We start from the raw sequence: 12,624 nt of genomic DNA, 5'->3' as shown, positions 1-12,624 counted from the left end.
GGCCCAGAGTTAGACTAACTAAAATACCCGACAAACAACCCAAGAATGTACGCACTTACTAAGACATATCGCTTAGTCACCCGCTCGAATTGTGACCAGGGTGAGATGATGACAGCTAATACTATGTAAAACAATGCTTGTAAAAAATCGTTGTGCCCCAGTTTGATAATTGCCGCTATCATCAAAGCCACAAAAATTAGAAATTCCACCCCTGTTTCAATCCTGTCCCAAAGTTTCACATCATATAGGTAACGCATCTTGTAACCTCTGTGAATTAGGCAACATCCTATCATCAATCCCATAAACCCCGTTGTCTTTGTAAGGAAATATAATAGTGAATTTGGTTCCTTGTTTAGCTACCGAGTTTACGCTTATCCTCAAACCATGAGCATGAGCCACACATAAGGCGATGTATAGCCCTAATCCCATCCCTGATTGATGTAATAAATTGCTATTTGGCGCTCGCCATAATGGGATAAATATATTGGAAATTTGTTCTGCGGCAATTCCACAGCCGGTATCTTCAATCTCAATAATTAAATCATCTTCTTGATTGAGCAGCCTTAAAAAGATATCTCCGGCAAGAGTGTACTTAATAGCATTTGTCACAAGATTACACAGCATTCTGTCAATACTTATGCTGTCACCCCGTACTTGCGTTCCATGCTTGTACGATGATTGAGTTTCATAGTGGAGATTCAAGGAATGATACTGCGCTATTGGCTTGAATCGAGAATAATTATTTTGTAAAAAACTCAACATATCAAACTGAGCTACTGTTACTGGTTTAGCTTCTTGAGAGACTCTGTTAGCTTCAACCAAGCTCATACCCCGGTCATTAGTATCTCGTAGGGCTATCAGAAATGGTCTGATTTCTTCTAAAGAGTATCCATAAGCGCCATCAATTAACTGATTTACAATCAACGATGCCCCTTTAAAAGAATTTGACACATCATGGAGTAAGGCTGATAAATCCAACTGTTTGCTTAAAACTTCCTGTTGCATAACTATGTTTCCAACGACAGATGGTTATTTTGGCTACTTTTATGAATAAATACTAATTATGTCTATAAGATTTGAGAATGTTTTTATTTTAGTTCTAAAAAAAATTATTCAATCAAGCTTTAGTAGTAAACTTTCTTCCATTTATCTGGAAAGAGTTCTTCTTGCTTATATTTTATATTACAGATACAAAAAGTAAAAGGCTTAACACCAACAACTATGTTATAAATATTGAGTCATCTTATAATCGAAGTGATCTATGATTCGATTAACGCTCATTGAGGATGAAGAACTCATTAGGTTGGGGATCACTACTGCGATCAATCAACAACCAGATATGGAAATGGTCGGCGTTGCTCGTACTGGTATTGAAGGGATTAATTTAGTTAAGGAATTAAATCCCGATGTGATTTTGGTGGATATTGGTTTACCCGATATATCGGGGCTAGAAGTGATCAAAGAGGTCAAACTCAATAGCAAGACTAAAATTGTTGTTCTTTCTTCCCATTCTTCTCAAGGCACTGTTCAATCAGCTTTAAATGCCGGCGCTGATTCTTACATTCTCAAAAAGAATAATGTTCCCCTGATTTTAGAAGCAATTAAAACCACATTCTACGATAACAAGTCTTTTTTTGACCCTGATATTAGCCGACATAATTTTTTATTCCAGCAGAAAATTAAGGGGAAGAGTTACCAAGATCATCTTAGTGCCACTGAAATGCAAATTATCTCTTTGATGGCAGATGGTTCTTCTAATAAGCTGATTGCCGAGCGGTTATTTATTACTGAAAGTACCGTTAAAGGTCATATTAACAAGATTTTTGCGAAGTTAGATGTCAAAGATCGCGTCAATGCTCTGATTGAAGCTAGTAAACTTGGGTACATCGAACAAGATTACCTGAAGGTAGGTTAGCTACTTACTTACTTACTTACCTACTTGAATTAAACAATAGCCCTGGGTTTTACTCTGCTGTGTTTGACAGGCTTCAATTGCTGCTTGATTCTTCAAGATTATTTGATACATTTGCTTACCCTCTTGGGATTTTGCCCATTGGAGAATCTTTATCTCGTTACGTGATACTACTACTGACTGATTCGTTCCTATATTTTGCACCAGATTCCACGTTGTTAGCGAACCCAGCAAGGTACTGCCAGCCGCTACTAATCCACACACAAGAGATACTGTCCCCAATCCCCAGCCTGCCTGCACTTTCATGCCTGTGCCGGTGGGCTTGCTTTTTTTGATCTCATCACGCACGGCACTAGAGACAACTGTATAATGCATTGACTCGGCTTGTTTGCTTGTCTTTTCCAGTTTTTGGTCTATCAGTGCCGCCCATGCTTCTATCATTGCCTCCATTCTTGCCTGGAGGTCTATGATCGTTTCTTCATATCTGCCCAGTGTCGCCATCATCCTAAAAACTGGATCATCTGGTGTAATCCCTAGTTGATATGCCCCTTCAACTATGCGTTTTTGTTCTGATGGGGAGTAGCCTTGTAATGTGTTTTGTACTCGCATTTCTCACAAGCTCCAAAGCGTTTAATGATGAGTAATAAGTAATGGGTAATGAGTAAAGAGCAAGAAGTAATGAATAAGAAGCAAATCCTTAATAAGTAATGAGTAAAGAGCAAGAATTAATAAGTAAATATTCATAACTCACTCCTCACTCCTCACTACTCATTACTCATAACTCATTACTCCTCCATTCGAGGTGTGGTGAGAAATCCGGGTTGTAGTGTCATCAATCAAGCCCTAGATATTTAATAGCCAAATTGTTATTCATCACTGAATGATGAAACTTTTTAATCCACTGAAAAATGAAGCTTCTCCAAAATAAAATTATTGAGAAATCCTGGCAAACTTGTGAATATGGTTTATCAGCCTTTTCCATTGCTTGATAATGATTCCGATGTAGAGCCATTAATTCTACTTCTGTCCCTCCTATGATTAACAGCTTTTTCCGCATCTTCTCCTCATATTCTCTAAAATCTGGCGCAAAATGGTAATTTTTCACTACCACGTAGTTAGCGTTAGTGGTCGCGTTCTGGATGATTGCATTTAAGTAATATATACAGTCTTCCCTGTGAGAAATAGGTTGAAGAAATGTTAAATTCCAACCAAATTTTACTACAACCTCAAATAAGCTAGCACTCTCGATATATTGAATTACTTTTTCAATATCTTGTCCGGGCATATCAACAATTATCACATCTAACTCAGGATGATTTAAGTCATCTGCTATTGCATCAGCATCGTCATTTGATAAATTAAACTTCTTAATGGTTGCTAATTGTTCATAAGCTTGAAATACAGGGAATGATTCTTGGTTATAAACCTTTATCCGTTTTCCTTGTTGGGCGAACATTTCTAGCAATAGCTTGATAACTGTAGACTTACCCACCCGCGCATCTCCTACAGTTATAATCATTCTCTTTGACATCTTTATTCCTATTCAGATAAAATCTTCTCTATGCCAAATAAATCTTTTTTTGGCTTTATTTGCCCTTTAAAATTGTTCAGCCAGCTTAAGACTCTACCAAATACAGACGGATATTCATCTTGTTCAAGTCCTTGTCTAAATGTCAAATTTTTCACATCTAAATAATCGTAGGATTTTTTCGCTAGTTTTGGCATATTTATACTTGTGAAATCATGCCCTGTTGCTTTTACTTGCTGTTCAATTGCTTTTATTTCTTTTGAATTATCATAAAAAGTAAATTGTTCCGCCTCTCCGTAAAACGAATTTTTTACTATTACATAATCCACCCGATCACCGCAGAAACTATATAGTTCTAGTAGTTGAGTTATACAATCAATTATTGTGCTAATAACTACTACTATCGTCACCCGCATCTTACATTTATTATTTACTACATCTAAAAACCCCATCTCGGTTATTAAAATTTTTAAAGTTGGCAGAAATTGTGATGGCGTTTCTAGTAGTATCAAAGATTTTTCCTCTTGATTTTTGCCAGATTCTTTTGATTTGGGATAGACTAATTCTTTTAAATTATCTACAAATTCGTCTAATTTATCTGAGTTAGATATATCTAAACGATGAATGTTTGCAGCTTTTTCATAAAATCTGATCAAGTGTGGATTAGAATTATCTGCGTCTAACCCGACAAATTTTACTGCGTTATCTATGTAAGTTTGCGCTAAACCTCTGGCAAACGTTGACTTACCAACACCTCCTTTATCTCCTGTCACCATTACTAATCTTCTTAGTTGTTCTGGATTATCTTTATTGTTGTTATTCTTATTATTCTTTTCGGATACTGGATTATTAGACTGTGTATTACTAGTCTTTTCTTCTATTGCATTGTTAAGTGCTATATTGTCGGGCACTGGGCTTTCTAATTCTGTATTAATAGTGTTTTCTTCTGTCACATTGTTAAGTGGTACATTGTCGGGTGCTAGGCTTTCTAACTCTGTATTACTAGTGTTTTCTTTTCTTGCATTGTTAAGTGCTATATTGTCGGGCACTGGGCTTTCTAACTCTGTATTAGTAGTGTTTTCTTTTATCGCATTGCTAAGTCCTATATTGTCGGGCACTGGGCTGTCTAACTTTGTATTAGTAGTGTTTTCTTTTATCGCATTGCTAAGTCCTATATTGTCGGGCACTGGGCTGTTGGGATCTATATTAATAGTGTCTTTTTCTATCGCATTGTTGGGTGCTATATTGTTAAACTGTGTATTAGTAAAGGGTTGATCTGCCAGATTGTTGCTAGTATTTTGGTTATTATCGTTGGCTATCTTAATAGTCATCATTCTTCTTCCTTTTGATATTGACTAATTTTTTTTACAAGTACTGTCTTTGAAATATTGGTCGAATTTTAATTCGTACCCAATGCAGAAATTTATTAATCAAGTCCGCTTTGACAATCGTCTTTAAGGTATTGATGGCTGTAAAATTTAAAGTTTTTACTTTTACTACCTCTTCTTCAATAACTACATAACGTTCTTGACTGTGAATATTCATCAGTACTATTTTTTCGTTATTTAATTCTGCTGCAACGACGTTGAACACATCTTCGGCAAATATCTCTAACCCTAGTGGGGTAGAGATTACTCGCACCGTGTTACCCAAAGGATGATCAAATTCCCAATATGTCCATACTCTTCCCATAAATAGATTGCCATATTTGATTCAACACATGAAGCTATTTAGGTACTGTTTTTTTCAGTACTATAGTTTCTTGATTTTTCAAAAATACGTTATACAATTACTACCGATTATTTTTGGTTTTCAAATAATTGCCGCTATAAATACCAATATTATTCTTAGGCAAAACTAATAACGGTTGAATGTTAAGCCGATCGCCAACCTTGATATTGGCAGTGCCTTTTACTAGCTCTAGCACTTGGGAGGCAACTTTCCCTTTGTAGATGGGACAAGGGGTTTTGTAACACGGTTGGGCATTGTAAACCGCAGTTGTCACCACATTGTCCTTAAGATAAAAGATGTCTAATGGAAAATTTACCTTGTACATCCAGAAAGGCACATTGTAAATTTCTCTGCCCAGGTTGAATAACATTCCGCGATCATCGTTTAAGGATGCTCGAAATTTCAGCCCTTTCTCTAATTGCTCTGGTGTAGAGGCGGCTTCCAAGTTAAATGTACGACCGCCTTTGCTGAGAATGTGCGTAACTGGTAAATCCTGGGGACGAGTTTGGACGTAACCGAGCGCCACAGTGCCGATGATAATTGATACTCCAGCGACAGGGCCTAGTATGTTCAGTAAGTTGAAAGCAGCAACGTATAAATCCTTTTCAGAATTAATTTTTAAAGTTTTCATGTTTCACCAAAAATATCAACGTTGCCGAGACTATATATAGATGAATCAATTGGACTAGATGGAAGGCCATGCAAAGCCGCAATGTTACGCATACTTTCAACTCGGTCAGCTTCGCGGATGGCCAGAGGATTCATACTCTGCCTTGCAACCAACAATGCCGACAATGTAATTCCTAGTGGTGGTAGTTCTTGAAGGGGAGAAACATCGTCGCCAAACATTTGACAGAAAGTAAAGACGGCGGCACGTTCAACAATGGCTTGAATCTCCGCCCCCACACATCGCTGCGTGGCTTTGAGTAACCTTTTCCATTCTTGTTCACTGTAGCCATCGCCCCGATCACGGAAACGAGGATCGAAACGGGCTAAGTGAATCTTGAATATTTCGTGCCGTTCTCCATAATTGGGTAAATCCACCTTAAAAATCTCGTCAAAGCGTCCACTTCTGGTTAGCTCTGGTGGTAGCCATTGAATATTGTTAGCCGAAGCGATAATTAAAACCTCACTAGTACGTTCTTGCATCCAGGTCAAAAGCATACCAGCGAGGCGTTTAGATAAATCATCATCCCCGGCGAATCCCTTATCAAAGTCATCAAGGTATAAAATTACACGATTGATTCGGTCTACCAGTGCGAGTAAACTCTTGAGTTTATATTCAGCCAAATTACCGTAACTGCGGAAACTACCCCACTCTAAGATAATCAGAGGTAGCCCCAATTGTGCAGAACTTGCTTTAGCGGAGTAAGATTTTCCTGTTCCCGGTGGGCCGATTAATAAAATCCCCTTGGGTAAACGAAGATTGTAAGCTTTAGCCAATGAGGATAGAAGGCGCTTATAAGTTTTAAACGCTTGCTGGATCAGTTCTAAACCACCAATGGGTGTGCTTGGAGGTTGAAGGAACTGAATATTATAAATTCGCTTAAACAGTTCGATTTTGTAAGCGGCCAGTCTTTCTACTAACTCATCCGGTGTAATTTCATCAACAATCGCCTGTCGAATGCCATAATCGATATCTGCTAAGTACATCCCTAAGCCAGCGATCGCCGTCGCATGAATATCGCTATGACTGTAATCCGGTAATACTTGAGCTAAGTAACTGCTTATTTCCTCTATAGCTGGCAGTTGTTGAATGACTGTCGGAACTTCGGGGGCAATGTCAGACGACACGGTGGCGTTTGACCCTAAGAGAATCGCTGCTTTGTTAGCATTGCAATTGTACAGCTTCAGGTTAATGAGGGCTGACTTAATCCACTCGGAAGTCAGAAAGAAATCGGGGTCAGTGGTAGCTTCGCCCAGCCAAGGGAATATGCCTTCTAATATCAGGATTCCTTGTAAATCGGTAGTTTTCCAGAATCGCAGAATTTCAAAGTAATGTTCGCGTCGATTCTTGGCGATCGCCTGATACTGCTCAACTCTTTGTAAAGTTAATCCCTCCTCATTAGTAGATAACTGGTGTAGCGCATCATCCTCCAGCGTCCACAGGTAACAGTTAATATTGTATTGTTCGCATTCACTGGCTAGATTGATGAGCAGCCTGACCCTCTCTTGCAATGGAGACTCGACAGCAATCAGCTTATTGTTAAGCTTAATTAATCCAAATATTTGTTTAATTAACTCATTATTCATTAGGGCTTTAGTTAAATTTCACCCCAATATTATTGATAGCTAAAACTCTTTACTAGCTACTTTGGTACTGAAAAAATCGGTACTAAAGTAGCTTGACTTTTTTGCAACTATAGCTCTAACTCCTCGTGTTTTTGTTGTGAGTACCGTTGTTGCAATTGATGGGAGAAATTGATTAACTGCGTATTCCAATCCCGACTTTCGCACTTGAGTTGAGTCGAGTGTGGCAGCAGTTCTTTAACAGCCCGTGCCACTGTTGGTTGACTAAAAGCTACCTGTACATGAGCCACATTACGTAATCTTTCAACAGGTAAATTTGAAGTGTCATCTGCTGCCATGTAAACTGTTCTGTTTTCTGGTATTCCTTTAACCTGATATTCCAGCATGGCTACTGAAATGGCATCAATGGGAGAAAAAGACAGCACGACAGTACTAGTTTGTTCGTTAGGCTTTTTCCCCAAAGTAAAGTAAAACCAGCTATCACGGCGAACTGTACCTAACTCATAACCAGAGAAATTATTAACTGCCCCTTCTAAAAATGCTCCTTTGGTCTTTCCGTTGAGATCCCGCATCACAAACACTACATTTGCTTTTGAGTCGGCATAAACTAGTCCTTGGTTATGTAACATTTGTACGCAATCAGAGGGTATGCCTCGTTTCTGAGTTAGGTAATGTTCAACACCTGACCAATTAGCTTTATCCTCAATCGGTGGAGTGAATTGCGGTACTGGTTGAGTTTGGATAATGTCCGCCGCAACTTTTTGAGCATGAGCGATCGCAGCACGTTTTGCGCCGACTTCACCAAATCTTTCCCCCAGCCATGCGATCGCAGTTGTTTGGTTGCATTGATTAACATGCTTGACTAAATCAATAGCACTGTTACCCCCTAACGAAGAACCATTGCTAAAGTCAGTAAATTGAGAGGCATCTATATTAATGATGTGGTTTCCTCCTACCCATTCATTCCCTTTACGCCACAGTCCCAACTCCCAAGCAACATCATCCAAAGCTAAATCAGTTGACCATTCGGTAACTTTTTTTATTGATTGATTATCTTGCTCCAATTGCTCTATCCGCCGCCGTAATTGGTCATTCTCAAGTGAGAGAGCTTTGGCTGTAGCTTCCATTTCCTGTTTACGTTGATTCGCCCTGTCTCGGTCGGCAGCTTTGGCCTTCAATTGCGCTGCACTTAGCTCATCAACTTCTAAGTCACGCCCCTCCTCCACAATGCGGTAAAAGTCTTTGATGTCCTGGTGCTGGGCTTTGCTTCCTCTAATCCCACGCTCCAACCCAATTAACCGCATTGTCTGGTAGTACGAATCCTGAAACTCATGAATTTTCTGCCGTCCGTCAAAGAAATGATTGCACCGTAGCTGTCCCTCATCATCCAAAGGCACAAAATAAGCGTGAATATGGGGTGTGGCTTCATCTAAATGCAACTCGGCGCGGACAATGCGATTGCCATATTCATCCGCTAACCACTGGTGAGTCGCTTCTAGCCATTCATCCAGCTTTTGTGGTTCATAGTAACCGGCTTGAGTGGGGCAGTTGGGACGGAAATAACTGGGCGATGCACTCAACAGTAACTCCACGCAGTACACCGCATCAGTGCGAATCTTCCGCTTCTGCTCCGAGTCCCCTATCTTGGCTAAGACTAAATCCTCTAGTCGTTCCTCTGGGTTGAGGCTACCGATGAACCGAATATTTTTTTGAGTGGGATCTGCATTAGGGGTTTCTCTTTCTCGTGCAGTGTGAGATGCACTCCCTGATATGTTACCCCGCTTTAATTTTTTTAATCGCGCGATCGCGTATGCCATTTTTTCTTTACGCTAAAATTTGAAAATACAAGTTTTTGGGCTGACTGACTGAGAAACAAATATTACTCAAATTATTGCTGTTTTTTCTCGGTTTCACGCCTATTTTAAAGGCAAATCGCTCAAATGCGAAAATGGGGAAATAACCGTAGTAAGTACGACTATCTTAAGCCACCCTACAGCAGTTCTGAGGCATTTCACGGGCAATTCTCCCGCTATCCCCAAGATTCCCTTAGTAGCATAGTCACTGTTAACACAGGTTTAGCCTAGGTAGAGAACATCCGACTTTCTGTGACTTGGACTAAAAAACCAAGCAATAGCAAGGCTTTCGGGCTATTTTACTGTCAATAACTCTAGATTAATGAGAATTGATGGTCTGCTCACAGAATTTTTCGAGAATTACTCAAGAATAAAATGGTTGATAACGGAATTTTTTAGCAGTCCCTCGAAGTTGATCAGCGCTAAATTGTAATTTTTAGTAGTGTTTCGTAGCACAAACAGAAAAAAACAGTTTTTTTGAAGTACAAAAACAATACTTTTGTAGTACGCATTCTCAATAATTTCAAGCCTATTGAGAATACAAGAAACTGGATAAGTCGCCTCAAACCTTTTTGGAGCAAGTGTTAGAGGGCAATTTTTCAAAAGAGCGATGTGCAAAATAGCAGACATTTTGTACCTGATTGTCAACATTTGATGACAGCTATAACAGTTAAAAGCGTGTATAAGCGATGCAAAATGGCAGACATTTTGTATATAAATAGGGGTTTTAGGTGCAAAATGTCTGCTATTTGTAACTGTGATTAGTAATACATTTTGACTACGTAAAAGCAAATTAAACCCCCGTAAATTAGTAGGGATTTAAAAAATGAGGGACTAAGTGAAGGATTAGAAGAAAAAATGCGGTGTTATATGTGCATCCATTATTAAGTAAATTCTTTATTTAGGCAGACAACATAAATTTCAGAAGCAAAAATATTAAATTTAGTTAAGTTAGGCAGTATCAAAATAAAAATAAAAAAACTGGGCGATAAAAATTAGTGTAATAATTTTAAGAAAGCGCGTTACGCTAATCAGAATTTTAGTCAAAAAAAATGAATGATTCTAGATATAGAGTAGTGTCATTTAGAAGACCAAGTGACAGTGCAGATGCAGAAGTAATTGATTACTTGAGGTCAAAGCCTTTAAATTTGAAGGAAGATTATTCGGAAACAATTACATCGACACTAAAAAAACACTGGCTACCTCTAGCCTTGTTTTCTTCGGGGCTGAGGGGAGAAGAATTAAGACAGATTGGCATTTGGGCAATTAGTCAACTAGAAGCACAAATTAGTATGATTCGGAGAACTTGTGGGATAGCACCAGACCCACTAGTGGTGACATCAAATATATCAATGCAAGCATCAGACATAGTGGCATCAGATAGTCTATCCGTCTTAGGGGTTACTTCGGGAAATGGACAAATAAGTTCTACTGATGAGGAAGATGAGGAAGATGACGATGACAATGAATTTCTTTCCTCGCAAAACTATCAAGAGATGACCGACATTAAGCGGATGTTTGGCTGGGACAAACAAAACGGGGGTAAAGATGAATAAAAAGAATAATTCTAAAGACTACACAAAAGTTGCGATAACGATTGATTTAGGGACAAGTTCCCAGAAGGGGATAGCACAGATTTATCCAGATGGGGTTCCAATAGTTTTAGCAATGGAACCAGAAATAGCGGATTTAGGGGTAGAGTCAATAGAATATTTGTCAAATCAACTCGTACAAGATACGACGGTATGGATAGGAATTGGGTCAGAATACTATGTCTTGGGAGCATTAGCCAAAAGTATGTTCGCGGGGACATCAGCCATTAGAGATTTGAAGTATCAATATGCCTTACCGAAAGTAGCAGCTATGTTATGGTTGGCAATTCGGCGGCTGGGAGTGAAAAACCCAGATATAGAGCTATATGTACATTTGTTGTTGCCAGTGGGAGAAGCGTCGGATGGGCAAACGCTCAGAGCAAAACTAGCACAGAACTTAAAAACAGGAATAATCACGCCAACAGGGAGGTTAAAAGCAAAATTACGTAGCTTTGATGTCAGTCCAGAAGGGGCGGGTATCATGGCATATCGCAGTCGCAACGTCAACATAAACTATTTCCAAAAGAGTATAGGAATGCTGATGTTAGGCTATCGTAATGCCAGTTTTATTTTGTCGCACAAGGGGAATGCAATAAAAGCTGAATCTACAGATTTAGGGATGAATTGGGTGGTGGATCAGTTTGTAGAACGTACTGCCGTTGGTTTATCAAAAGATGACTTACGCCTAATTTCAGCCTTAGCCGAAACCACGAATAACAATTTTGATGCACTGCGGTTTCTATCGCGCAAAACCAAAATCGAAGAAATCAATGCTGATGTAGAGTTGTTTTGTCGGATTTTACCGATAGTTCGCAAAGAGTACTGCCGTGCTTTATGGCGCTGGTTGAGAAATATTGCTCTTATGGATGAAATTTTAGTTTGTGGTGGGACAGCATCCTTTATACGCCAAGAGCTAACCGAACATTTTGATGGTGAAGGCATCCCCATTTGTTGGAATGGCGGAATGGAACTACCTAAATATTTAGACACAATGGGATTAGGTGATAGGATAGCCGATGCTTGGGCATCCCATATTAGCCATATCAAGTTTTTGGATCATGAATTGAGCTATGACCGCCAAGACAAACCCCTAGTTCCTGATTATTATGTTCAACCATTCAAGAGTTCTAAACCAGACACGGAGATTTGGCAAAGGAACGGTTATATCACTACTAGTCAAAAATAGGGTGTTGGGGGTAGGGTGTTGGGTGTAGTGAAGACGGCATTGACCGTAGCTCTGGAACTCCGACCAATGCAAACCAGAGTGAAAAGACAGGGCTTGTAACGAATCTATGTTGTGGAGGCTATTTCCAACCTGCAACCCCACACCCCGCCCCAACAGGGCTTGGTCAAGGGATTTAGACTAGTTTGCATCTGTATGACAATTGTTGTTACTGATGCTGTCTGATGTTAGACAGACATTCTGTCTAACATCGCCAAAGCGTTGAAATGCAAGGGTTTGGCTTTGAATGGTATTTCCCTCCGCTTAATCAACAATTGCTCAAGATGGTTGGGTCAAACAATAAACGCGAACAATTAACCTTGGTCAATTGATATGTCAGAGACGACACAATTACGAGTAAAAGAATTAGCCTGCTTCGCCCAAGAGCAAGACTTCAATCAGCAATATCGACAGTATTTCGGGGATGTCTGGGAGGAAGCAGGTGTAAAAAATATTTCTCAGATGACCGTCCAAGATGCCGAACAGACCTTAAAGATTCTGGCGGATAGTGAAGCATCCCCGCAATTCATTAAAAG

General features: G+C 39.4%; 13 protein-coding genes and 1 pseudogene. 5 read left to right on the top strand and 9 right to left on the bottom strand.

The genetic code is table 11. The features are described from left to right. Window positions 1–14: 14 nt before the first annotated feature. Both H6G26_RS33110 and H6G26_RS33105 read right to left on the bottom strand, forming a co-directional pair. Window positions 15–257, bottom strand: a complete 243-nt coding sequence (locus H6G26_RS33110) for a hypothetical protein (RefSeq protein ID WP_179070171.1) — start codon at window positions 255–257, stop codon at window positions 15–17. Then, window positions 241–1,005: a sensor histidine kinase gene (locus H6G26_RS33105; protein WP_190735154.1), complete on the bottom strand. Its 765-nt coding sequence runs from the start codon at window positions 1,003–1,005 to the stop codon at window positions 241–243. The genes H6G26_RS33110 and H6G26_RS33105 overlap by 17 nt, the downstream gene beginning before the upstream one ends. Before the next feature lie 256 nt (window positions 1,006–1,261). On the opposite strand from H6G26_RS33105, the gene H6G26_RS33100 reads away from it, so the two are divergent. Then, the gene (locus tag H6G26_RS33100; protein WP_190735152.1) at window positions 1,262–1,915 is read left to right on the top strand and encodes a response regulator transcription factor; all 654 of its coding nucleotides are present in this window, start codon (window positions 1,262–1,264) and stop codon (window positions 1,913–1,915) included. Between the two features lie 12 nt (window positions 1,916–1,927). Here H6G26_RS33100 and H6G26_RS33095 read toward each other — a convergent pair whose 3' ends face one another. From H6G26_RS33095 to mobV, 7 genes are all read right to left on the bottom strand, one after another. Further along, entirely contained in the window at window positions 1,928–2,521 is a 594-nt protein-coding gene (locus H6G26_RS33095; RefSeq protein WP_190735150.1) for a DUF6753 family protein, read from the bottom strand. A gap of 223 nt (window positions 2,522–2,744) precedes the next feature. Next, entirely contained in the window at window positions 2,745–3,431 is a 687-nt protein-coding gene (locus tag H6G26_RS33090) for a hypothetical protein (RefSeq protein ID WP_242054040.1), read from the bottom strand. 20 nt (window positions 3,432–3,451) lie between these two features. Continuing rightward, window positions 3,452–4,774, bottom strand: coding sequence for a hypothetical protein (locus H6G26_RS33085; RefSeq protein WP_190735145.1), 1,323 nt, complete (start codon window positions 4,772–4,774; stop codon window positions 3,452–3,454). 31 nt (window positions 4,775–4,805) lie between these two features. After that, on the bottom strand, window positions 4,806–5,132 hold the full coding sequence (locus tag H6G26_RS33080; protein ID WP_190735143.1) for a hypothetical protein: 327 nt from the start codon (window positions 5,130–5,132) through the stop codon (window positions 4,806–4,808). A gap of 100 nt (window positions 5,133–5,232) precedes the next feature. Next, window positions 5,233–5,802 (bottom strand): DUF192 domain-containing protein, encoded by a 570-nt coding sequence (locus H6G26_RS33075; protein ID WP_190735141.1) that lies wholly within the window; start codon window positions 5,800–5,802, stop codon window positions 5,233–5,235. After that, window positions 5,799–7,424 carry an ATP-binding protein gene (locus tag H6G26_RS33070; RefSeq protein ID WP_190735139.1) on the bottom strand — a complete coding sequence of 542 codons (1,626 nt, stop codon included), beginning with the start codon at window positions 7,422–7,424 and terminating at the stop codon, window positions 5,799–5,801. Before H6G26_RS33070 ends, H6G26_RS33075 begins: the two co-directional genes overlap by 4 nt. Before the next feature lie 107 nt (window positions 7,425–7,531). After that, the gene (gene mobV, locus H6G26_RS33065) at window positions 7,532–9,238 is read right to left on the bottom strand and encodes a MobV family relaxase (RefSeq protein WP_190735137.1); all 1,707 of its coding nucleotides are present in this window, start codon (window positions 9,236–9,238) and stop codon (window positions 7,532–7,534) included. Between the two features lie 123 nt (window positions 9,239–9,361). On the opposite strand from mobV, the gene H6G26_RS33060 reads away from it, so the two are divergent. From H6G26_RS33060 to H6G26_RS33045, 4 genes and pseudogenes are all read left to right on the top strand, one after another. Beyond that, complete coding sequence (locus H6G26_RS33060) at window positions 9,362–9,505, top strand: hypothetical protein (RefSeq protein WP_190735131.1); 144 nt, start codon at window positions 9,362–9,364, stop codon at window positions 9,503–9,505. Window positions 9,506–10,326: 821 nt separating this feature from the next. Further along, window positions 10,327–10,830, top strand: coding sequence for a hypothetical protein (locus H6G26_RS33055; RefSeq protein ID WP_190735129.1), 504 nt, complete (start codon window positions 10,327–10,329; stop codon window positions 10,828–10,830). Then, complete coding sequence (locus H6G26_RS33050) at window positions 10,823–12,052, top strand: ParM/StbA family protein (RefSeq protein WP_190735127.1); 1,230 nt, start codon at window positions 10,823–10,825, stop codon at window positions 12,050–12,052. Before H6G26_RS33055 ends, H6G26_RS33050 begins: the two co-directional genes overlap by 8 nt. Window positions 12,053–12,421: 369 nt before the next feature. Then, window positions 12,422–12,624 (top strand): annotated as a pseudogene (locus H6G26_RS33045) (hypothetical protein); the annotation flags it as partial.

This window comes from Nostoc sp. FACHB-888 (assembly GCF_014696655.1).
GTDB lineage: Bacteria > Cyanobacteriota > Cyanobacteriia > Cyanobacteriales > Nostocaceae > Nostoc.
This window is presented reverse-complemented; position numbering and strand designations above follow the sequence as displayed.